This is a genomic window from Virgifigura deserti, assembly GCA_003576685.1.
GTDB lineage: Bacteria > Pseudomonadota > Alphaproteobacteria > Dongiales > Dongiaceae > Virgifigura > Virgifigura deserti.
The window spans coordinates 88,560-111,018 of sequence record QOZR01000007.1; the positions used below are offsets into that span (position 1 = coordinate 88,560).

The 22,459-nt window shown below is 64.5% G+C and carries 20 protein-coding genes; 5 read left to right on the top strand and 15 right to left on the bottom strand.

Translation table 11 applies throughout. The annotated features are described in order from the left end of the window. Positions 1 to 56 precede the first annotated feature (56 nt). The 9 genes from DT069_RS13545 to DT069_RS13585 all read right to left on the bottom strand — a co-directional run bounded on the left by DT069_RS13545 (position 57) and on the right by DT069_RS13585 (position 10,320). Positions 57 to 449 carry a phasin family protein gene (locus DT069_RS13545; protein ID WP_162913187.1) on the bottom strand — a complete coding sequence of 131 codons (393 nt, stop codon included), beginning with the start codon at positions 447 to 449 and terminating at the stop codon, positions 57 to 59. 141 nt (positions 450 to 590) lie between these two features. Further along, a complete protein-coding gene (pheT, locus tag DT069_RS13550; RefSeq protein ID WP_119460847.1) occupies positions 591 to 2,987 on the bottom strand; it encodes a phenylalanine--tRNA ligase subunit beta in 2,397 nt (798 codons plus the stop codon). Next, positions 2,984 to 4,093, bottom strand: coding sequence for a phenylalanine--tRNA ligase subunit alpha (gene pheS / locus DT069_RS13555; protein ID WP_162913201.1), 1,110 nt, complete (start codon positions 4,091 to 4,093; stop codon positions 2,984 to 2,986). The genes pheT and pheS overlap by 4 nt, the downstream gene beginning before the upstream one ends. Before the next feature lie 274 nt (positions 4,094 to 4,367). Continuing rightward, positions 4,368 to 4,733 carry a 50S ribosomal protein L20 gene (gene rplT / locus DT069_RS13560; RefSeq protein ID WP_119460849.1) on the bottom strand — a complete coding sequence of 122 codons (366 nt, stop codon included), beginning with the start codon at positions 4,731 to 4,733 and terminating at the stop codon, positions 4,368 to 4,370. A 14-nt stretch (positions 4,734 to 4,747) separates the two neighbouring features. Beyond that, complete coding sequence (gene rpmI / locus DT069_RS13565) at positions 4,748 to 4,948, bottom strand: 50S ribosomal protein L35 (RefSeq protein WP_119460850.1); 201 nt, start codon at positions 4,946 to 4,948, stop codon at positions 4,748 to 4,750. A gap of 158 nt (positions 4,949 to 5,106) precedes the next feature. Beyond that, positions 5,107 to 6,426 carry a PepSY-associated TM helix domain-containing protein gene (locus tag DT069_RS13570; protein WP_119460851.1) on the bottom strand — a complete coding sequence of 440 codons (1,320 nt, stop codon included), beginning with the start codon at positions 6,424 to 6,426 and terminating at the stop codon, positions 5,107 to 5,109. A gap of 167 nt (positions 6,427 to 6,593) precedes the next feature. Beyond that, a complete protein-coding gene (locus DT069_RS13575) occupies positions 6,594 to 7,862 on the bottom strand; it encodes an ATP-binding response regulator (RefSeq protein ID WP_119460852.1) in 1,269 nt (422 codons plus the stop codon). A gap of 5 nt (positions 7,863 to 7,867) precedes the next feature. Continuing rightward, positions 7,868 to 8,344, bottom strand: a complete 477-nt coding sequence (locus tag DT069_RS13580; RefSeq protein ID WP_119460853.1) for a response regulator — start codon at positions 8,342 to 8,344, stop codon at positions 7,868 to 7,870. Further along, positions 8,344 to 10,320: a sensor histidine kinase gene (locus DT069_RS13585; protein WP_425450226.1), complete on the bottom strand. Its 1,977-nt coding sequence runs from the start codon at positions 10,318 to 10,320 to the stop codon at positions 8,344 to 8,346. The genes DT069_RS13580 and DT069_RS13585 overlap by 1 nt, the downstream gene beginning before the upstream one ends. Before the next feature lie 298 nt (positions 10,321 to 10,618). Here DT069_RS13585 and DT069_RS13590 point away from each other — a divergent pair, with 298 nt between their 5' ends. Continuing rightward, positions 10,619 to 11,395 (top strand): Tll0287-like domain-containing protein, encoded by a 777-nt coding sequence (locus DT069_RS13590; RefSeq protein ID WP_425450227.1) that lies wholly within the window; start codon positions 10,619 to 10,621, stop codon positions 11,393 to 11,395. A gap of 228 nt (positions 11,396 to 11,623) precedes the next feature. On the opposite strand, the gene infC is transcribed toward DT069_RS13590, so the two are convergent. From infC to DT069_RS13605, 3 genes are all read right to left on the bottom strand, one after another. Then, complete coding sequence (gene infC / locus DT069_RS13595; protein ID WP_119460855.1) at positions 11,624 to 12,160, bottom strand: translation initiation factor IF-3; 537 nt, start codon at positions 12,158 to 12,160, stop codon at positions 11,624 to 11,626. Between the two features lie 90 nt (positions 12,161 to 12,250). Continuing rightward, a complete protein-coding gene (gene thrS / locus DT069_RS13600; protein WP_119461027.1) occupies positions 12,251 to 14,164 on the bottom strand; it encodes a threonine--tRNA ligase in 1,914 nt (637 codons plus the stop codon). A gap of 321 nt (positions 14,165 to 14,485) precedes the next feature. Further along, the gene (locus DT069_RS13605; RefSeq protein WP_119460856.1) at positions 14,486 to 15,736 is read right to left on the bottom strand and encodes a glycosyltransferase family 4 protein; all 1,251 of its coding nucleotides are present in this window, start codon (positions 15,734 to 15,736) and stop codon (positions 14,486 to 14,488) included. A gap of 23 nt (positions 15,737 to 15,759) precedes the next feature. Here DT069_RS13605 and DT069_RS13610 point away from each other — a divergent pair, with 23 nt between their 5' ends. Next, positions 15,760 to 16,581, top strand: coding sequence for an alpha/beta hydrolase (locus tag DT069_RS13610; RefSeq protein WP_119461028.1), 822 nt, complete (start codon positions 15,760 to 15,762; stop codon positions 16,579 to 16,581). Here DT069_RS13610 and DT069_RS13615 read toward each other — a convergent pair. Continuing rightward, positions 16,539 to 17,441: an SDR family oxidoreductase gene (locus DT069_RS13615; protein WP_119460857.1), complete on the bottom strand. Its 903-nt coding sequence runs from the start codon at positions 17,439 to 17,441 to the stop codon at positions 16,539 to 16,541. The two genes, DT069_RS13610 and DT069_RS13615, sit on opposite strands and share 43 nt — an antisense overlap. Before the next feature lie 77 nt (positions 17,442 to 17,518). Between DT069_RS13615 and DT069_RS13620 the strand changes: the two genes are divergently transcribed. Further along, a complete protein-coding gene (locus tag DT069_RS13620) occupies positions 17,519 to 18,295 on the top strand; it encodes a tetratricopeptide repeat protein (RefSeq protein ID WP_119460858.1) in 777 nt (258 codons plus the stop codon). Between the two features lie 14 nt (positions 18,296 to 18,309). Here the strand turns inward: DT069_RS13620 and DT069_RS13625 are convergent, their stop codons facing one another. Continuing rightward, the gene (locus DT069_RS13625) at positions 18,310 to 18,978 is read right to left on the bottom strand and encodes a glutathione S-transferase family protein (protein ID WP_119460859.1); all 669 of its coding nucleotides are present in this window, start codon (positions 18,976 to 18,978) and stop codon (positions 18,310 to 18,312) included. A gap of 215 nt (positions 18,979 to 19,193) precedes the next feature. Here DT069_RS13625 and DT069_RS13630 point away from each other — a divergent pair, with 215 nt between their 5' ends. Continuing rightward, the gene (locus DT069_RS13630) at positions 19,194 to 20,102 is read left to right on the top strand and encodes an LOG family protein (protein ID WP_119460860.1); all 909 of its coding nucleotides are present in this window, start codon (positions 19,194 to 19,196) and stop codon (positions 20,100 to 20,102) included. A gap of 186 nt (positions 20,103 to 20,288) precedes the next feature. Here the strand turns inward: DT069_RS13630 and DT069_RS13635 are convergent, their stop codons facing one another. Then, positions 20,289 to 20,885 carry a TetR/AcrR family transcriptional regulator gene (locus DT069_RS13635; RefSeq protein WP_119461029.1) on the bottom strand — a complete coding sequence of 199 codons (597 nt, stop codon included), beginning with the start codon at positions 20,883 to 20,885 and terminating at the stop codon, positions 20,289 to 20,291. Between the two features lie 93 nt (positions 20,886 to 20,978). On the opposite strand from DT069_RS13635, the gene DT069_RS13640 reads away from it, so the two are divergent. Continuing rightward, positions 20,979 to 22,448: an MFS transporter gene (locus DT069_RS13640; RefSeq protein WP_119460861.1), complete on the top strand. Its 1,470-nt coding sequence runs from the start codon at positions 20,979 to 20,981 to the stop codon at positions 22,446 to 22,448. Positions 22,449 to 22,459: the final 11 nt, after the last annotated feature.

Genomic DNA, 22,459 nt, shown 5'->3' on the forward strand with positions numbered 1-22,459 from the left:
GCGACGAGCCCCGGGGCGTCATTCCGGAGCTCTAGCCGGTGCGGATTTTGGGGAACTCAGCGCCCGTTCAACCGACTTAGGGTCTCCTTCGTGCGCTCCTCGAGCGGCGCCCAGCTCTGCCGCGTCATGCTCGCGGTGAGGTTCATCAGCTTGTTCGCCTCCTGGAGATAGTGCTGCGTCGCCGTTCGCGCGAAGTCGCACTGGAGACCGAAGGCCTGACTCAGGTCGTTGCAGCCCATCAGCGACTGCGAGGTCTCGAGATTCTGCTTCACGCGCGTATTCGCGAAGTCGACCATCTCCTGGCCGAGCGCCGCCACGCCCTTCAGCATCGCGTCGCTGGCCTTCACCATGGCATCCATGGTCGCATCGTTGGGTTGGAAAAGGCTCAGATAGTCGGCGTTTGGCGCTACGCCGTCGGGAGCGTCGTTTCTCTCAGTCGATTTCGCCATTGCCCGCATCCTACTCCACATTGCTCGTTTCGCACCAATTTCTTGATTGGCTGGAGCTTGCAATAGCGCACCTGGCCACCTCCCATCCTTAACGGAAGTTAACCGAACCCCGCTTGAGGCGTGACATTTGCGTGACCGGAATCAGCGGCGCAGTTCGCCGCCTGTCGCCTTCGCCACCGCCGCCACGATCTTGGCGCTAACAGCTTCGATCTCCGCATCGGTCAGGGTCTGCGCGGTCGGCTGCAACGTCACGCTGAGGGCGATCGACTTCTTGCCTTCGCCGATATTGGGGCCGCTATAGACGTCGAACACGCCGACCGCAGCGATCAGCGCCTTGTCGGCGCCCTTCGCGGCACGGATCAGCTTGTCCGCAGGGACCCCCTCGTCCACGACGAAGGCGAAGTCGCGCTCGACCGGCTGGAAAGGCGAGGCCTGAAGCAGCGGCCGGGCCGCTCCGCCCTTGCCGCGCGGCAGCGGAACCCGATCAAGCACCGCCTCGAAGGCCACGACCGGCCCCTTCAGGTCCAGCCGTCGCAGGATCCGGGGATGCAGCTCGCCGAAGCAGGCGAGCACCGTGGGGCCCAGCCGCAGCACGCCCGAGCGCCCGGGGTGGTACCAGGACGGTGCGTCCGTCGTCACCTGGAGGTTGTCGACCGGCGCGCCGCAAGCGGCGAGCACGGCCTGCGCATCGGCCTTGGCATCGAAGGCGTCCACCGCGCGCGGCGGTGCCTGCCAGTGACGCGGGCCGGTCTGCCCCGTGCGCAGGCCGGAAGCCGCAAGCGATTGGCCCTCCGGCGTCTCGTCGGCATATTGCGGCCCGACCTCGAACAGCGCGACATCGGGAAAGCCGCGGGTGGCGTTCCGGGCCGCCGCCGTCAGCAGGTTCGGCAGGATCGAGGGCCGCATCGCGTCGAGGTCGGCGCTGATCGGGTTGGCAAGCCGCACGTCCCCGCCGCCGAACAATTCCGCCAGATCGCCGGGCATGAAGGAATAGGTTACCGCCTCCAGCATCCCCCGCGCGGCAAGCGTGCGTTTCGCCAAGCCCGTCCGGCGCTGCGCCGGGGTCAGGGCCGGTTCGGGCAGCGGCGTCGTCCGCTCGAGCGGCACGGCCGGGATCCGGTCATAGCCGGCGACGCGTACCACCTCCTCGACCAGATCGGCTTCGCCCTCTACATCGCCGCGCCAGGAGGGCACGGCGGCGGAGAGGCGGCCATCCTGCCGCTCCACCTCGAACCCCAACGCGTCCAGGATGCGCACGGACTCTGCCTCGGGCAGATCGAGGCCACCGAGGCCGGAAACGCGCTCCGGCCGCAGGCTCAGCTGCCGTTGCCACGCCGGCATTGCACCGGCGCTGACGGTCTCGCTCGCCTCGCCGCCGCAGATCTCCAGCACGAGGCGCGCCGCCACCTCGGCGCCCCACTCCGCGGAAACCGGATCGACGCCGCGCTCGAAGCGGTAGCGCGCGTCGCTCTCGATGCCGAGCTTCCGGCCCGTCGCGGCGACGCGGACGGGATCGAACAAGGCGACCTCGAGAAACATCTCCGTCGTCTCGGTCGTGCAGCCAGTCAGCTCGCCGCCCATGACGCCGCCGATGCCGTGTACACCCTTGGCGTCCGCGATCACCACCATCGACGGGTCGAGCCGATAGGTCCTGTCGTCGAGCGCCAGGATCTCCTCGCCCTCGCGCGCGAACCGCATGGTCAGGTCGCCCGCCAGCTTCGCCGCATCGAACACATGCAGCGGCCGGCCGAGATCGAAGGTGACGTAGTTGGTGATGTCGACCAGGGCCGAGATCGGCCTTAGCCCGATCGCCGTCAGTCGGTCCTGCAGCCATTTCGGGCTGGGCCCGTTGCGCAGGTTGCGGAAATAGCGACCGACCACCATCGGGCAGGCATCGCCGGCCCCCTCCGGGAAGTCGCGGTGCCAGCGGATCGGGCTTTCGAAGCGGCCCGGCACCGGGTCGAGTTTGGCGGGCTTCAACCGACCCACGCCGGCCGCGGCCAAGTCTCGGGCGACGCCGCGAACGCCGAGGCAGTCGGCCCGGTCCGGCGTGATCGCGATGTCGATCACCGGATCGTCGAGTCCCATCACCGCGGCGAAAGGCTGACCGACAAGCGCGTCGGCCGGCAACTCGATGATGCCATCATGGTCTTCGCCCAGCCCCATCTCGCGGGCCGAGCAGAGCATTCCGTTAGATTCGACGCCGCGGATCACGCCCTTCTTCAGGTCGAGACCGGTTCCGGGAATGCGGCTACCGGCCGGCGCGAAGACGCCCTTCATGCCGGCCCGCGCATTGGGCGCGCCGCACACGACCTGCACCGTCCCGCTGCCGGTTTCCACCATGCAAACCCGCAACCGGTCGGCGTTGGGATGGGGCGCGCAGTCTGTGACATGGCCGACGGTGAAGCCGGCGAAATCCTTCGCCCGGTCCTCCACACCCTCGACCTCGAGTCCGAGCGCGGTGAGCCGGCGGGTGATCTCCTCGATGCCGGCCTCGGTCTCCAGATGGTCCTTCAGCCAGGACAGGGTGAACTTCATCGCATCGCCCCCCGCACCAGATTCGGCATGTCGAGCGGCAGGAAACCGTAATGGCGAAGCCAGCGCAGATCGGCCTCGAAGAAGGTGCGCAGATCGGGGATGCCGTATTTCAGCATCGCGATCCGCTCGATGCCCATGCCGAAGGCGAAGCCCTGATAGCGGGCCGAATCGATGCCGCACATCTCCAGCACCTTCGGATGCACCATGCCGCAGCCGAGGATTTCGAGCCAATCGTCCCCGGCGCCGATCTTAAGTTCGCCGCCCTTGCGCGAGCAGCCGATATCGACCTCCGCTGAGGGCTCGGTGAAGGGGAAGAAGCTAGGCCGGAATCGGACCGGCAGGTCGGCGATCCCGAAGAAGGCGCGGCAGAACTCGATCAGGCAGCCCTTCAGATGGCCCATATGCGTCGTCTCGTCGACGACCAGCCCCTCGACCTGATGGAACATCGGCGTATGGGTCATGTCGGAATCGCAGCGATAGGTCCGCCCCGGCGCAATGATCCGCAGCGGCGGCTTGCTCGCCTGCATGGTCCGGATCTGCACCGGCGAGGTATGGGTCCGCAGCAACCTGGCGCCGTCCTCTTCGCCGGGGCTACTGGGGTTGGCGGGGCGGCCAGTAGCCCCGGCAAGATAGAAAGTATCATGCATCTGCCGGGCCGGATGGTTCGGCGGGATGTTCAGTGCCGTGAAATTATGGAAGTCGTCCTCGATGTCCGGCCCCTCGGCGACCTGGAAGCCCATCTCGCCGAAGATCAGGACGATCTCGTCCATGGTCTGGCTGATCGGATGCAACCGGCCTTCCGCCTCGGGCCGCACCGGCAAGGTGACGTCGATCCGCTCAGCCGCGAGCTGTGCCTCGATCGCCGCCTCGGAAAGCGCCGCCTTCCGCGTCTCGATCGCCGCGGCGACGGAGTCCTTGATCTCGTTGAGGCGGGCACCGGCTTCGCGCCGTTCGTCAGGGGCCAGGCCGCCGAGCCCCTTCATCAGGGCGCTGATCTCGCCCTTCTTACCGAGCGCGCCGACCCGGACCTCCTCAAGGGCGGCGATCGTCGAGGCCGTCGCCGACGCCTCGATCCACTTCACCTTCAGCTCTTCGAGATTTTCCAGCATGTCTCATATCCGCAAAACAAAAGGGGCCGAACTGGCTCGGCCCCTTTTCGCCTCGATGTCCGGTCGGCGCCTCAGACGTACGCCACCGGAAGCAACCGCGAAACCGCAGGCCGCGCCGAACGCGTCGATACGCTGCTAAATCGAAGATCGACCGGATAGTCCATGGCGCTTCGGTCTCGATCAGGCGATGAAAACGCCGCGGAGTATAGGGCGTCAGGCGCGCGCCGGTCAATCAATCACCGGCAACGCCGGGCGCGCCTGCCTGTACCGTTCAGTCCGCGCCGGAGAGCGCGCCGCGCGCCTTCTCGACCAGCGCCCGGAAGGCCTCCGGCTCGCGAATCGCGAGGTCGGACAGAACCTTGCGGTCGATATCGATGCCGGCGCGCTTGATGCCGTTCATGAACTGCGAGTAGGTCAGGCCATGCTCGCGCACGCCGGCATTGATGCGCTGGATCCACAGGCCACGGAAGGTCCGCTTCCGGTTGCGGCGGTCGCGATAGGCATATTGCAGCCCCTTCTCGACCTTCTCGATGGCGATGCGGAAGTTCGTCGAGGACCGGCCGCGATAGCCGGCCGCCATATCGACGATCTTCTTGTGCCGGGCGTGGGTGGTGACGCCGCGCTTAACACGTGCCATGACTCAATCCCCCCTCAACCGTTCGGCAGAAAGAATTTGGCGACGATCTTCGCGTCGGCCGGATGCATCAGCTCGGTGCCGCGATGCTGCCGCTTCATCTTCTGCGGACGACGGCGAAGCATATGGCGCTTTTTTGCGGGATTCATCCGGACCTTGCCGGTCGCGGTGAAGGAGAAGCGCTTCTTGGCGCCGCTCTTAGTCTTCATCTTGGGCATTTCGGATCTCCGATCTTGAAGGAAACAGCGAGCGGTTGGGCATGCCCACCATGGCCGAGGCCGCTCGAATAGGACGGAGGCTTATACAGAGCAGGCCGGCAAAAGGCAAGCCCCGGCTGGCGCTTGCGACTCTTCGGGAGCGGCCGGCCGGCAGTCGCTCAACCGGGTTCGGGATCGAAGGCGCCGTCCTCTGGGCGGTGATCGGCGGACGCCACGCGACTTGCCCGGCGGGCGCGCCCACGGGAGTGGGCGGGCTCGTCCCTCGCTGCGCTCAGGGCGTCCGAAATGCGCCGGTTCCTGGCACTCCTCCACCCCATCGGGCGCCCTCCGCCACCATGCAGCGCTGCGAGCCTCTGAGCATTCTGCTGGACCCTGACGCGGCGCTTGGTCCACCAAATCAGCATTCCGGTCGCGAACAAGGCGGCAGGCACGAGCCCAGTCACCAGGACCAGAATCCGCCCGGGAAGCCCCGCGACGCGCCCTGTATGGATCGCGTTCATCGTCTGGCCGAGGAAGTTCGCCCCCGCCGATTTTTCGCGTGGATCATCGATCTCGACGACGGCGCCGGTCCGGAGATCGAGCCACACGGTGCTGTAGCCATAGGCATGCGTGTTGTCAGTGAACGTCTTGCTGACGGATAGCGGCGCCTCGGAAGCCTCGGGCAGAGCGATTTCGATCACCCGCCCGCCGGGCAAGGCATCTTCGGCCCGTTGCAGGAGATGATCCACCGACAGGCGCTGCATCTCGCCCGGGCCGGTCGACCTCGGCACAATGGCCGTGGAACCGGCCGATCGGACGAGTTCCCTGAAGACCAGAACAGACCCGGATGTGGCGGCGACGAGAATGAACAGACTGGCCACGATGCCAACGACCCGGTGAAGGTCCCAGTTGGTGCGCTTCCAGGAAAGCCTCCGGTTGATTTTCAGGACATCGCTGAGTTTCCGCCGCCCCGGCGAGGACAAATAGAGGCCAGTCACGCAGAGGGTGATCGCGGACAGGCCGAACAGGCCGACGACATATTGCCCGATGCCGAGGTCGCCCCGCACCGTGATGAACCCGTCGAGGCCGGAACCGGTGACGCGACCGACGAGGAGCGTGCTGTGAAGCTCGCGCAGGAACTCGAGAATGCCGGGCGGGCGGCTGTTCAGAATCTCCCCCGTATAGGGATTCACCGAAACGCAAAGCCAGGATTCATCCGCCTCCGAGACGACAAACTCGAACGCGTCGTCAGGCCGATCCGGAAAGATGATCCGGGCGATCCGAACGCCGGGATAGGCGGCGCGGACGGTTTGGATCATCGCTTCAAGCGAAACCGACTGCCCGGAGGCCGCCATCATCGCGACGCGTCCGTTTATGCCGTCGTCTATCTCCTTCTTGAAGACGAGAGAGCTGCCGCTCAGTGCGATTATAACGATGACGCCGCCGGCCAGAAAGGCCAGATAGCGATGCAGCTTTACAAAAAGGATTCGGGCCTTCATCGCAGCGCTTTTTGCTCGATAACCTCAGAATAGTTCCGGAGCGCATCGCGTAAGGCGTCACGCAAAAGCCCAATTTATTGCGATCAACACAAACGTTCCGTTAATATCAGTAATGTGAATATTTTACCAAATAACAAATTGTACAGAACTTCGGCAGATGGCCGGGTCTATGGGCGGCGCAAATGCTTGATCCAACGGGGACTTGATTTTGCGATTATGACCCCCTCCCCCTGTTTCCCCTCCGCCGCATCCGGTGCATCCTTGGATTCGGCATCGCTTGCAGAACCGCGCAGGCCGTCGGTGGGGGACAGGCGCTCCGCGGGGAACCGAATCGTCACTGTGGTGCCGACGGAGAATTCGCTCCGCAGCTCCAGCCTGCCGCCATGCAGCTCGACCATGGCGCTGGCCAGTGGCAGGCCGAGCCCGGTGCCCGGAAACTTCTTGCTCAACGAACTGTCCACCTGAAAGAACGGCTTCGTTACCTTCGGAATATCCGCCTCGGCGATTCCGATACCGGTGTCCGTCACCGCGATTCTCAGCGTCTCGTCGTCATCTACCAGCGCGAACACGGTGACTGCGCCGCCGTCCGGCGTAAATTTCACCGCATTGGACAACAGGTTGAGGATGATCTGCTTGACCATCCGCTCGTCCGCGCGCAGCGCCGGAAGATCGTCTCCGATGGTCACCGTCACGGCGATTCCGGCGTCAACGGCACGCCCTTGGATCAGCCGGACGCAGGAATCGATCGCCTTGGGAACCGCGATCAGATCTTCCCGGAGCTCGAACTTTCCGGTTTCGATCTTCGAGATATCCAGGATGTCGTTGATGACCTCCAGCAGGTGCCTGGCGCTGTCGTGGATGTCCGCGCAGTAGGTCTTGTAGCGATCCTCGCCGAGCGGACCCAGAAGCTCGGATTTCAGGATCTCGGAGAATCCGATGATCGCGTTGAGCGGTGTGCGAAGCTCGTGACTCATGTTCGCGAGGAATTCGGACTTCGCCCGATTGGCGATCTCCGCCTTCTCCTTCGCATCAAGGAGCAGCAGTTCGCCACGCTTGCGCTCGATGGCATAGCGCAAGGCGCGCATGATGAGCTCGCCGGTCCCCTGGCCTTTCACGAGATAGTCCTGGGCGCCGCTCTGCACCGCCTCGATCGCGCGCGTCTCGTCGTCCAAGCCGCTGAGAACGACGACGGGCATGCGCGGCGCCCCATTCCGCAACCGCTCGACCGTCGTGAGCCCCTGCGCATCCGGAAGCGACAGATCGAGCAGGACGACATCGAAGCTCTCTTGCTCCACCCGCTCGAGAGCAGCCTTCAAGCTCTCGACATGAATCAGCTCGAACCGCGCGTTCCCGACCTCCGACAGCAGCTCCCGCGTAAGCCGCGCGTCGCCCGGATTGTCCTCGACCAGCAGGATCTTGAAGGCAGCCCCGAGCATCGCCGCTATTTATCGGTCGTTGGCCGCGCCTTCGCGGTCACCATGCTGGGCAATTTCACGATCGACAGCCAAAACTCCTCCAGCCCCTTCACGATGTCGACGAACTTGTCCAGATCGACTGGCTTGGTGATGTAGCAGTTGGCATGCAACTCATAGGTCTTGAGGATGTCCTGCTCCGCCTCCGACGTCGTCAGAATGACGACCGGGATGCGCTTCAACTCCTGATGCTGCTTGATCTCCGCCAGCAGCTCGCGGCCATCCTTTCGCGGAAGATTGAGGTCGAGCAGAATGAGATCCGGCCTCGGGACCTCCTGATACGGCTCCTGCTGGGTCAGGAACGCCAGCGCCTCCACGCCGTCCCTGGCGAAGTACAGGTTGTTCAGAATCCGGCTCTCCTTCAGAGCCTCCTTGGTCAGGCGGACGTCGCCGGGGTTGTCTTCAACCAGCAGGATGTCGATCGGCCGAACTGTTGTCGTCACCATTACTGAAGCCTCGCCGTTTCGGGGATGGTGAAATAGAAGGTGCTTCCGCTGCCGGGCGCGGAGTCGACCCAGATCCGGCCGCCATGGCGCTCGACGATCTTCTTGCAGATGGCGAGTCCGATGCCGGTGCCGGCATATTCGGACCGGTCATGGAGCCGCTGAAAGATGATGAAGATCCGCTCGCTATATTGCGGGTCGATGCCGATGCCGTTGTCACGCACCGAAAAGACCCAGTCGCCGTCCTTGAGCACGGCCGAGATTTGAATCGCCACCGGAACCTCATCCGGAGGCGGCTTGCGGAACTTGATGGCGTTCGCGATCAGATTCTGGAAGAGCTGCGTCAACTGCACGGGATCGCCGGAGATCCGCGGCAGCGGATCATGCGCGATCTGCGCCCGCGTCTCGGCGACGACCGTCTGCAGATTGGAAAGCGCGGCGTCGAGCACGTCGTTGCAGTCGGTGTCCTCGAACGGCTTGCCCCGAGTGCCGACCCTGGAATAGGCGAGCAGGTCGTTGATCAGCCGCTGCATCCGGGCCGCGCCCTCCACGGCGAAGCCGATGAACTCCTCCGCATCGCCGTCGAGCTTCTCCTTGTAGCGTCGCTGCAGGAGCTGGCAGTAGCTCGAGATCATCCGAAGCGGCTCCTGCAGATCGTGCGACGCGACATAGGCGAACTGTTCGAGCTCCGAGTTCGAGCGCTCGAGCTCCTTTGCATAGTTCGACAGTTTCCGAGTGTGCTCATTGATCTGCAGCGTCGCGTCCCGGAGACTCTCGAGCGACCCGATCAGCGCATCCAGTTCATACAGCCGGGCACGCGGGAGGGATGCCGCCGCTCCGCCGCCTCTCAGGGCATCGAGAGCCCGGGTCGCCCGAGTAAGAGGGACGAGGACCTCGCGCCGGCCGATCAGAGTCAGAATTGATGCCAAGCCGACTAGGAACACCGCACCGATCAGCGCCGTCGACATGATCTGGCCGATGCGTGCCTCGATTCCCTCGATACCGGTCGTTGCGATGCGGTCGGCGTCCGTGGAGAGCCGCTTCGTCAAGGCCGAGAGCGCTTCGATCGCCGCCGTCCCTTCCCTTCTGCCCAGTCGCCGCTGGGCCAAAGCCAGGGTCTGCAGCGGGAAGACTTCGGAAAGCTCCTTGAAGTCGCGGATCAGGCGGGCCAGCCGATCCGACTGGACCTGTCCACCGAGCAGGACCAGCATGACCTGAAGTCGGTTGCTCAGTGTTTCGTAACTCTCCGTCCGCTCCTTCACCATCGCGTCGTCTTCGGCGCTCGGGAGGCTGAGCAGGGTCGCGCGCATCAGGCCCAGCGTCATGAGCAGGCGATTGCTCGTCTCATTGATCGTCGGGAGGGAGGCCGTCCTCTCTTCCAATCGGCCAATGACATAGGCCGACGACTCCGATCCGTCTGCGACTTCATCGACCCTCGTCGTCGAATATTCGATCAGATCGTCGATCGCCTGTTCCAACTCAGTCGAGGATTCGGCGGCGATTCCTTCGACGATTTCCTTCGCCTCCTCAACGAGGAGATCGGAGGCCAGCAGCGTCTCGTTGATTCGCGCCGTCAGCTCGTCCGCCGTGTTGTTGTGGCGAGCCGCCGCCCTCACCGCCACGATGGCCGAGTTCAGCGTCTCTTTCTCGGCGTCCGGCAGTTGAGCGCCCAGTCGACGAGCCAGGTCATTGGCCGTAGCAAGGGCCTTCCGGCGCATGTCGACGTCACGGCTCAGAACGACCGTTTCTGCGTATCGACCGAGCCGCTCGGCATCCAGGGCCCGTTCCGCCTCCGCAACGGCGAAGGGAATCACCTCCGAGCGGGTGTGGGTCGCAAGCTCCCGAATCTGCAGCAGGTCGCGGCCGATGAAGAGGGCGACGCCGAGGCCGCTCGCGATCACCACGAAGGCAACGATCACTGCGGAGCCGGCCAGGGTCAGCGTCGGCTTCTTCCGTTTCTCGCCACTGGACGTGGGCATCGTTCGCTCACTGTTGATCCGGTGCTGAAAGGCGAACGCCATTAAGCGCACGAGGCGCAACAAGGGCATTGCCGAAGGCTGCCGCACAATAGCGGCAGACTTTATACGGAATTCCTTAACTAACCCCCAATATTAGCGCTAGATATTAGCGAATTTCATTAGAACTATATTAACGCATATTATTCATTTTCTCCGTCAGCCTTCGACTCGGCGGTCGCGGCCAGACGAATAGGCGCGGCACCCGACCGCGCTGGCGGCGCGATCGGCGACGCAGGCGACGGCAGCTTTGGAGGTGGAGATGAGCGGGTTCCATTTTGCAAGACCGACCGGGGCCGCGGCGTCCCGCATGGTTCCGGCGGCGCTCCTGCTTGCGCTCCTGCTCGGCGCTATGCCGACGGCGCGGGCCGATACGCGCGAAGAAATCGCGCTGAGCCTGGCCGAAATGCTCCGGTCGGCCCGCACGGTCATCTCGGCCAATCAGGCGCTGATCAACGACCCCGCGGTTGGCGACAAAGGGTTGTCGGGAGATGTGGTCCTGCAGAAGACGAGAGCGAAATACAGCCAGGCAACGTCACAGGACCCGGGGGAGATCGACCCCAACAGTCTCCATGGCAAGCTGCTGCGAGCATTGATGGCGTCGATCACTGAAGTGATGGACGAGAATCAGCCTCTGCTCAACGAGCAGGGCGTCGCCTTCAAGGCCTTTCTGCCCGCCACCTTCGCCCGGCTGGTTACTGAACGCTTCCGCTCGAAGGCGGGGGCCGACGCCGTCATCAAGGTCACCGGTCCAGACGAGCTTGTGCGCAATCGCTCCGCCCGCCCCGACCGGTGGGAACAGGAGCAGATCGAATCCGTTCTCCTCCGCCACGACTATCCGAAGGGGCAGCACTTCGCGATGGTTGCGGAGGACCGGGGCCGGAGGGCGCTGCGCGTTCTGATCCCCGAATATTACACGGAAAGCTGCCTTGCCTGCCATGGCGGCCCGAAGGGTGAGCCCGATATCACCGGCTATCCCAAGGAAGGCGGACGCGTCGGCGATCTCGGCAGCGTGATCAGCATCACCATTTTCGATTAGAGTGCGATCCGATCAGACTGATTCAACCTGATCGGTGAATCGTCCTCTACCCCATACGAACAGAGCCGCACCTCAACCCCGCCCGCTCCTGCATGACGAGAGCGGGCGGGGTTGAGGGAAAACAGCCCGTCGGGCGCCCTGTTCAGGCCCCTGGGGTTCAGCCCCCCGGAGTTCAGGCCCCCGGAGTTCAGACCCTCGGGATCCGGAGGAGTATATTCGAGCGGGCGCTTATTTCGGCGCCATGACCATGACCATCTGGCGGCCCTCGAGCCTCGGAAACTGCTCGACCTTGGCCTGCTCCTCAAGCTCGCCGCGGACCCGCTCCAGCAACTTCACGCCTAGGTCCTGATGCACCATCTCGCGGCCGCGGAAGCGCATCGTGACCTTGACCTTGTCGCCCTCCTCGAGGAAGCGATGGATGGACCGCATCTTGACCTCGTAATCGTGGTCATCGATGTTCGGCCGCATCTTGATCTCCTTGACCTCGATCACCTTCTGCTTCTTGCGCGCTTCGTTCTTCTTTTTCTGCGCTTCATACTTGAACTTGCCGAAGTCAAGAATCTTGCAGACCGGCGGGTCAGCATTGGGCGAGACCTCGACGAGGTCGAGACCGACATCAGCCGCCATCTGCATGGCTTCCCTTACGGGGACGACGCCGACCATATCGCCATTCTCGTCAACGAGCCGAACGGTCGGCACATTGATTTGGTTATTGATCCGCGGCCCGTCGCGCGACGGCGCGGCATCGAAAGGTGGCCTGGCTATAGAAAACCCTCCTTCATCATGAGAAACGACGGCAGCATCGGGGACCGACCCATCGTCCCCCGACCCGCACGCTCGCGGCGGTCCGTCCGGTCAAGCTGCCGGCGAAGCCGCCTCCACACTAAGTCTATGAACTGCTTCGCCGAGCGCAAGAAATTCTTGCTCCTTGCCGCCGAGACGTCGGACGGCGACCGTTTGGCCTTCGGCCTCGCGCTTGCCGACCACGAGAAGGACCGGCACCTTGGCGAGGCTGTGCTCCCGCACTTTATAGGTGATCTTCTCGTTGCGCAGGTCGAGTTCGGCCCGTAGCCCGGCGGCGTCGAGCGCCGCCTTGACCTCGGCCGCGTAATCGTCGGCATCGCTCGTGATGGTGGCGACGACGACCTGCAGCGGCGCCAGCCAGAGCGGAAACTTTCCGGCATAGTGCTCGATCAGGATGCCGGCGAACCGCTCCAGCGAGCCGAAGATCGCCCGGTGCAGCATGACCGGCCGGTGCTTGGCGCCATCCTCGCCGATATAGCTGGCATCGAGCCGCTCCGGCAGCACGAAATCGAGCTGCAGGGTGCCGCACTGCCACTCCCGACCGATCGCGTCGCGCAGGACGAACTCCAGCTTCGGACCGTAGAACGCGCCTTCACCGGGATTCACCACATAGGGCAGGCCCGCCGCCTCGACCGCCGTGCGCAGCGAGGCTTCTGCCCGGTCCCAGACCGCATCCGAACCGGCGCGGACCGCCGGCCGGTCGGAGAACCGCACATGGACCTCATCGAACCCGAAATCGCGATAGACCAGTTGGAGCAGGTCGCAGAAGGCGACCGCCTCCGCCTCGATCTGGCTCTCCATGCAGAAGATATGCGCATCGTCCTGCGTCATCTGCCGCACCCGCATCAGGCCGTGCAGGGCGCCCGACGCCTCGTTCCGGTGACAGGAACCGAACTCGGCCATGCGCAGCGGCAGGTCGCGATAGCTGGTGATGCCCTGCCGGAAGATCTGAACATGGCCGGGGCAGTTCATCGGCTTCAGCGCGAGGACCCGGTCCTCCGTCTCAGCCGTGAACATGTTCTCGCGGAATTTGTCCCAATGGCCGGAAGCTTCCCAGAGCGAGCGGTCGATCAGCTGCGGGGTTTTCACCTCGACATAGCCGGCGCGGCCGAGCCGGGTCCGGATATATCCCTCCAGCATGCGGTAGAGCGTATGGCCCTTCGGATGCCAGAAGACGCTGCCGGCCGCTTCTTCCTGGAAATGGAACAGGCCCATCTCACGGCCGAGGCGGCGATGGTCGCGTTTCTCCGCTTCCTCGAGCTGATGCAGATATTGCGCGAGCTGCTTGTCGTCCGGCCAAACCGTGCCGTAGATGCGCTGAAGCTGCGGGTTCTTCGGATCGCCGCGCCAATAGGCGCCGGCGAGCTTCATCAGCTTGAAGGCCTTGCCGAGCTTGCCGGTCGAGGGCAGATGCGGGCCGGTGCACAGGTCCAGCCACTCGCCCTGGCGGTATATCGAGATCTGTTCCTCGGCCGGGATCTCGCTGACCCATTCCGCCTTGAACTGCTCGCCATGCTCGCGGAACCAGCGCACCGCCTGATCGCGGTCCCAGATCTCCCGGGCGATTGACTCGTCACGGTCGACGATCTCGCGCATCCGCGCCTCGATCTTCTCGAGATCATCGGGCGTGAAGGCCTCGTTCCGCGCGAAGTCGTAGTAGAACCCCGTCTCGGTCGCCGGGCCGAAGGTGATCTGGGTGCCGGGATAGAGCTCCTGCACCGCCTCGGCCATCACATGGGCGGCGTCGTGGCGGAGCAGATCGAGCGCGTCCGGGTGGCTGCGCGTCACGATTTCGACATGCGCGTTCCGGTCGATGACGGTCGCCAGATCCTTGACAACACCGTCGACTTTCACCGCCAGCGCCGCCTTCGCCAAGCCGGGACCGATCGCCGCCGCCAGATCGGCACCCGAGACCGGCCTGTCGAAGTGACGCAGATTCCCATCAGGAAGCGTGATCGCGACCATATAACTCCAGAACTTGCCGTACAAACGCCTGTTGCGGGCCCCTGCCCGCATTCCGAACGCCGGAATTTAGAAGGATTCAAGCATCTGTCAAGGTGGGGCGCATCAAGAAGAAATCAACCCAAAGTATATGTTCCGGCGCCGATTCTCTCTTGACCTGCCACGCGCCCTCATCACTGTCATGCCCGACCATAGTAAAAGGCAAGAGACTGAAGTCATAAGCGTGCGAGTACTGGCCAAGAGCAAGACCGCCACAGAGGCATAGAGAAAAACGAAACCCTCTGCGCCTCTGTGGCTTCAAAAACCGAATGGCTACCTAAAGCCTTACTGCCTTTCGTCTTGCACCTGCTCCGCACCAAGCAGCTCCCAATAGACGCCCAGCGTCTTGGCGCACATCACGCCATTCGAGAAGCGCGCCCGCACATTGGCGATCGCCGCGCGGGCGAGCGTCGCCCTTTCCTCATTCGAGAGATCGAGCGCGGCGACGATCGCATCCGCCAGGGCGTCCGGATCGCCCGGCGGAACCAGCCAGGCCATGGGGGCGCTAGCGAGCTGCTCATGCGCGCCGCCGTGGTCGCTCGCGATGACGGGGCACCCCATCGCCTGAGCCTCCGCGATCGTGCGGCCAAAGGATTCCGGGCTGACCGAGGCGGAGATCACGACATCCGCCAGCATGTAGGCGGCGGGCATGTCGCCGCAGGTCTCGGCGAAATGGACCCGGGTGCCGAGATCGCCGATCAACTTCTCGAGCTCGCGACGATAGGCCGACCGGCCATGCCCGGAGCCGACCAGAACGCAGACCAGCTCGCGGTCGCGGATGCGCCCTAACGCCTCGATCAGGACGCGGTGTCCCTTCAATCGGGTCAGGCGGCCGGGCAGCATGACCACGGGGACGCCATCGGGCAGGCGCCATTGCTGCGCGAGCTGGACCACCCGATGGCCGGTCACACGCTCGGGATCGAAGAGCCACAGATCGACGCCGCGATGGATGACGCGAAGCCGGTCGGGATCGACGGCATAATGAGCGCGGATGTGATCGGCGATGAAGTCCGACACGGCGATCACGCGATCGCCCTTGGTCATCACCGCGTTGTAGCGATGCTTCAGCCGGCTTCCGAGCGAGTAGGCGCCGTGGAAGGTGGTGACGAAGCGGCAGCCGGTGCGGCGGGCCGCGATCATCGCGCTCCAGGCGGGCGCCCGGCTGCGGGCATGGATGATGTCGACCCGATGCTGCCGAATCAGCTTGACCAGCCGGCGGGCGTTGGCGTGGATGACAAAGGGATTCTTGCTGTCGAGCGGCAGCTCGATATGCTGTGCACCGACGCGCTGCAGTTCGCGAACCATCGGCCCGCCGGCGGAGGCGACGAGCGCCGTTCCGCCCGCCGCGACGATCGCGGCGGCGACATCGACCGCGCCGCGCTCTGCCCCGCCGCCCCGGAGACTTGGCAGGACCTGCAGCACGACAGGCCCGCGGCCATCCGGCAAGTCGCCTTCCGGCCCGCCGCCTTCCTGCTCGATCGCATTGGTGTTAGAACTGTCGATGACGGCCTCCAAGGCATTGATCTCAACGCCCATTCATCGCCAATCCTAGTATCATGATGTTACCCAATCCTTCTGCGCCGACCGCACTCGAAATACTAGCACGGCCGGATGGCGCGACAATTGCCTACCATCGGCTTTCCGGCAAGTCCGAGGACGGGCGGCCGGGCATTATCTTTCTCAGCGGCTTCGCCTCCGACATGACGGGGACGAAGGCGACGGCCCTCGAAGACTTCTGCCGCGCGCGCGGTCAGGCCTTCGTCCGATTCGACTATTCCGGTCATGGCCAATCCTCCGGCGCGTTCCGCGACGGCACGATCGGCCGGTGGACGGCGGATGCGCTGGCGGTAATCGATGCGGTCGCCACGGGCCCGCAGATCCTCGTCGGCTCGAGCATGGGCGGCTGGATCATGCTGCTGGCGGCGCTGGCCCGGCGCGAGCGTATCGCCGGCCTCGTCGGCATCGCCGCCGCACCCGACTTCACGGAGGATCTGATGTGGGAGGCGCTCGCGCCCGGCGACCGCGAGACGCTGGCGCGCGAGGGCGCGGTGGTCCAGCCCTCCGACTATGCGGACTACCCCCACACCATCACCCGGGCGCTGATCGAGGACGGGCGGACCCGCCTCCTGTTGCGCGGGCCGATCGACCTCACCTGCCCGGTGCGGCTGCTGCACGGAATGCGCGACGCCGACGTCCCCTGGCAGACGAGCCTGCGGCTCTCCGACCAGCTCGCGAGCGACGACGTCCGGATCCTGCTGATCAAGGACGGCGATCATCGGCTGTCCCGCCCCCAGGACCTCCAGCGCCTTTTCGCCGCCGTGACAGAGCTGTCCGATGGTCACGCACCGCTCTCGAGCAACGCCGTCAGCCCCGCTCGATAATCCGGATAGCGCAAACGCACGCCGAGCTCGCTCTTGATGCGGGCGTTGCGCACGCGCTTGTTGTCAGCATAGAAGCTGCGCGCCATCGGCGACAGGTCCGCCGCCTCGAAGGGTATCGGCGGCGGCGGCGCTACGCCCAGAAGCGCGCAGGCGAAGGCGATGACGTCGGCCGGCGGCGCGGGATCGTCGTCGCAGACATTGTAGGCGGCGCCCGGATTGGGCCGCGCCATGGAGGCCCGCAGCACCGCGGCGATATCCGCGACATGGATGCGGCTGAACACCTGGCCCGGCTTCACGATCCGCTTTGCGGTGCCGGAGCGGACGGCGTCGAGCGCGCTGCGCCCGGGTCCATAGATGCCGGGCAGCCGGAAAAGATGGACAGGCAGATCGTGAGCGCGCTTCAGCTCCAGCCAGCCGGTTTCGGCGGCGAGGCGTCGGCGTCCGCGCTCGCCGCTGGGCCGAAGCGGGCTGTCCTCGTCCACCCACTCGCCGCCCCGGTCGCCGTAGACGCCGGTCGTCGACAAATAGCCGACCCAGCTTGGGCGATCGAGGGCGGCGAGATCGCCAGCGTGATGATCGAGCACCGGATCGCCGGCCGCGTCGGGCGGAACGGTGCTGAGGACATAGGGTGCCCCGGCCACGGCTGCCGCGGGATCGGCGAGCGGCCGGTCACGATCGAACAGATGCGCCACGATGCCGCGTTGCGCCAGCGTTGCCTGCTTGTCTGTGCTACGGCAGGTGCCCGCCACCTGCCAGCCCTCGCCAAGGAGGCGATCGGCGAGAGCGAGCGCGCTGTAGCCGAGGCCGAAGCAGAACAGGCGACGCGGCCGATCCGCCGCGGATGTCGAGTCGGTCGTCATGAGGTCCGCGCTTGCATTTGCCGGCCGTGATCGCGATGGTCTGCGACTGTATGGATCAGGCAAACCGAACACAAGCCATGCAGCCATTTCGAATACTCAAATCGGCGGTCGCCGCCGCGCTGCTTTTCTCGACCGCGACGGCCCTCGCAAGCGACGAGGAGCCGCCGCCGATCGATCATTCCCAGGAATATGCCGACTGCATCACCCTCGCGCAGCGGATGCCGGACGAGGCGTTCGAAAGCGCGCTGACCTGGGAGTCGGTCGGCGGCGGCAGCGCGGCACGGCATTGCGCTGCCGTCGCGCTGATCAATGTCGGCGAGTTCGCGGAGGCAGCCACCCGGCTGGAGGCGATTGCCAAGGATACGCCGGTCGACAAGCCGCAGCTTGCCGCCGACCTGCTCGGGCAGGCGGGCCAAGCTTGGCTGATGGCCGGCATGGTCGAGCGCGCCTATGCGGCGCAGACTGCGGCGCTGGAACTCGCGCCGGAGGATGTCGACCTGCTGATCGACCGTAGTGTGACGCTCGCCGACGCCGCCAATTACTGGGAAGCGATCGACGATCTCAACCGCGCCAACGCGCTGGCGCCGAACCGGGCGGATGTGCTGGTGCTCCGCGCCACCGCCTACCGCTATGTCGACGGCCTCGAGCTTGCGCGCGCGGATATCGAGCAGGCCTTGCGGATCGAGCCGCAGAACGCCGATGCGCTGCTGGAGCGCGGCATTCTGCGTCGGCTGGCCGGCGATGCCGATGGTGCCCGCAGGGACTGGCTGCAGGTCGCCATGCTCGCCGCTGGAACGCCCACTGCCGACGCCGCGCAGATGAATCTGGAGACTCTCGACCTGAAGACCGAGTAACGATCGCTACCGGATCAAAAATCGAGGTCGGCGTAATGGCGCGGCGGCGGCACGCCCGGCAACTGATCGGTCAACAGGGGACGAAAGCTCGGGCGCGACTTCACCCGGGCATACCAGTCCTTCGCCTCGGCATGTCGAGCCCAGGGAACATCGCCGATATAATCCAGCGCCGAGAGATGCGCCGCGGCCGCGGCATCGGCGAGGGAGAAATCGTCGCCAGCCAGCCAGGTTCGCCGGTCGGTCAGCCAGGCGATATAGTCGAGATGGTAATGGATGTTGGCGCTGCCGGCGCGCAACGCCTGGGACGCAGGCCCGCCGAGCCCGGCAAGCCGCCTGAAGATCTTCTCCTCGAGAAGATTGGTCGTGACCTCGCGGTAGAACTTCACGTCGAACCAGGCGACGAGTCGCCGGATCTCGGCCCGGGCCAGAGGCGTCGTCGCCAGCATCGGCGGGTCGGGATAGACTTCGTCGAGGAACTCGCAGATCGCCGTGCTGCCGATAAGAGCCGAGCCGTCCGGCTCGACCAGAACCGGAACTTCGCCCGCGGGGTTCAATGTCAGGAAGGCGTCGCGCCGCTCCCATGGCTTCTCGTCCTGCAGATCGAACTCCAGGCGTTTCTCCCGGAGAACGATTCGCACCTTTCGCGAGAAGGGTTGAAGCGCAAAATGATAGAGGAGGCGCATGGGCAAAGAGTGTACTTCAAGGGCAACGCATTAAACAGATCTTGGGGAAGCGGAGCGATAATGGAAGCCGGAGCCCCTCCGCATGATCCGCTTCTCCATCTGCCGGATGTGCGAAGCGAACAATGAATTGAGGCAACTGAGTGGCGAAAAGACAATCCGCGCCGCGAACCGAAGACGCCCGACTCGAGGACCGCGATGACGATGGGCGTTCAACAGTGACCGAACGGAGATCGAAAAGCGCCTTCCCCAGCGCGGGTGAGGACGCCGCGACAGCCGAGATCACTGAGATCGCGAAGAGCACGCCGCAGACGCGCTCGCCGAGCTATCAGCTCGCCTTCACCGACCAGGACTTCCTGCTGCGCGAGGAGCTGCGGCCGGTGCGGCTCCAGCTCGAGCTGCTGAAGCCGGAGATGCTTCTTCAGGAAGAGAAGATCGTCTCGACCGTGGTGGTCTTCGGCAGCGCCCGGATTCCCGACCCCGACACGGCGCGCGCGCGCCTGGCCAAAGCCGAGGCCGCGCTCGAACGCCACCCCGGCGACCCAGTGCACAGGAAGCGCGCCGAAGCGGCTCGACGAACGCTGGACCGCAGCCATTATTATGAGGAGGCGCGCGCCTTCGCGCGACGGATCTCCGAAGCCGGTCAGGCGCCGAACGCGCGTCGCTACGTCGTCGTCACCGGCGGCGGTCCCGGAATCATGGAGGCGGCGAACCGCGGGGCGCATGATGTGGGCGCCGAGAGCATCGGACTCAACATCGTTCTGCCGGCGGAACAGGGACCGAACCCCTACATCACGCCGAAGCTCTGCTTCCAGTTCCATTATTTCGCGATCCGGAAGATGCATTTCCTGATGCGGGCCAAGGCGCTGACCTGCTTCCCCGGCGGCTTCGGCACGCTGGACGAGCTGTTCGAAACCCTGACCCTGATCCAAACGGGCAAGATCGAGCGGATTCCCGTGCTTCTGTTCGGCGAATCCTACTGGCGGCGGATCATCGATTTCGAGGCCATGGTCGAAGAGAACGTGATCGCGCCCGACGATCTGTCGATCTTTCGCTATGTCGAGACGGCGGAAGAGGCGTGGAACGCGATCACCGAATTCTACGAGGGATTGAAGGGAACGACCTAACCCGCTCTGCTCATCATGTCGTAAGACCATCGAGCGTCAGTGGAGCCGGTTGACCCGCCTGATTCCCCGATGTCGGGTCACGCTCGACCGACAATGGCCCGGCGACTCGCAAGAGATAACCTCGACACTAGGGCCGCCGCGGTCAGCGGGCCTCAGACGGATGGGAATCCTTGGTTCGCCCGGAGTCTACGCTGTGACCGTGTCCAAGGCCCGTAATGCTGGTGGAATCAGGGCGAGAAGCCGGTCCTTCGGCACACCGTCGCGAGCCAGGATCGCCATTCCGTTCAAGACCGTCGCGAAGTAGTCACCCAGCGCTTGCACATCCGCGTCCGCCCTCAGTTCACCGTCATCCACAGCTTTGCGCAGGCGGTCGACGACGGCATCGATTCGCGTCCGCCGATGCTCGGTGAGCCAATCCATCACCGCGTCATTGCTCTTTGAGCAATTCGTGGCCGCCGAAACCACCATACAGCCACGCGGCTTCCCGGGCAGGAGAAAGGCCTTCACCCCGTCCCGCAGCATGCGCTCGATTGCGCACCGCGCCGTCGGCTCCTCCTCCAACGCACGTACAGCGAAGCGGCCCTCTCTTGCGCGATAGAGCGATACGGCTTCGCGAAAGAGATCCTCCTTCGATCCGAAGGCAGCATAGATGCGCGGTGGGGTAAGCCCCAACACCGCTACGAGATCCGCCATTGAGGTTCCCTCGTAACCGCGGAGCCAAAAGGCATCCCGCGCGCGCTCCAGCGCTTCGTCGCGATCGAACTCTCTGGGGCGTCCAACCATCTCGAGCTCCTTATTTAATGATCGATAAATAATCTGCTTGACGCCGCTTTGCAAGTCAGCATTATTTATCGATCATTAAATAAGGAGAGGTCCATGGACACGCTTGAAGGAAAGATGGCACCGGCCGCAGGTGTGAGCGGCACGGCCAACCAACGGCCGATCGGTACACGCCGCGCGAGCTTGGCGCTGCTCGCGTTCGCACAGCTCATCTACTCGCTCGATATCTACGTCGTGTTCGTGGCATTACCGGAGATAGGCACCGACCTCGGGTTCTCGGGGCAGACGCTTCAGTGGGTAGTCAGCGCCTACACCGTTTTTTGTGGCGGCTTTCTACTATTGGGGGGACGTGCGGCCGACCTGCTTGGAAACCGTCGGATGTTCGTCCTCGCCCTGGCGCTCTATGCGGCATCGTCTCTGGTGGGTGGGCTGGCCTGGAGCCCAGGTGTCATCATCGCAGCACGCGCCGTTCAGGGGATCGGCGGCGCCCTTCTGTTCCCGGCTACGCTGTCGTTGATCAATAGGCTTTTCGCCGAGGGGCTTGAACGTAATCGCGCGCTGGCGGTGTGGGGCGGTGCCGGAGCGACCGGATTGACGCTCGGATCACTGGTCGGCGGCTTTCTCACCAACGCTTTCGGTTGGCCGTCCGTCTTCTTCGTGAACGTGCTGCTGGCCGGTATCGCGATCCTGGCGGCTTTCGCCGTCATTCCGCGCGACCGGCCGCGGCAAGAGCGGCGCAGCTTCGATATTCCCGGCGCGGTCACCGTCACGGCCGGCGCGACGCTACTTGTCTATGTGCTGGTGCAGGGGCCGGAATATGGGTGGAACTCGACGAGCATCGCCGTCAGCGCGGCGCTCGCGGCCATTCTGCTCGTCCTGTTTGCAATCATCGAGGCCCGCAGCAAGGACCCGCTCATGCCGATGCGCCTCTTCCGTAACCGCCATCTGATTGCGGGGATAACAATCACCTTCATCTTTATGGGCACGTTCGGCGCGCTTCCTTACTTCCAGACGGTGTTTTTCCAAAAAGTGCTTGGCTTCACACCGCTGCAGACAGGCCTCGCTTTTCTCGTACCGTGCGTCGCGATAGCGACCGGCACCCAGATCGGCGAACGTCTTGCCACCCGTTTTGCGACGCGTAACACGTTGCTGATCGGCATGATTGTGGGGGCAATTGGCACGGCGGCGATGGCGCCCGGCGCAGTTGCCGACAGCGGCTATCTGGCAATTGTCCCAGGGCTGGTCATCTCCGGCATCGGCCAGGGCATCACCTGGACGGCGATGTGGATCGCGGCTGCTTCCGGTGTGCATAATGACGACCAGGGTGTTGCGTCGGGCATGGCTTCCACGACACTCAATGTCGGAAACGCCATCGGCCTCGCCACCCTGATTGCCATTGCCAATGCGGGAATCAACGGGCTTGCGGGAGACCAACTCCGCATTGCCATAGCCGATGGCACCCAAATAGCTTTCTATCTCACGGCCGCCGGCGTTCTGTTTGGTCTTCTCGTCAGCCTGACCTTGCCGCGCAAGACCACATCCGTGATCGCCTCTCAAGCGGCGTGACGGCCATCTCC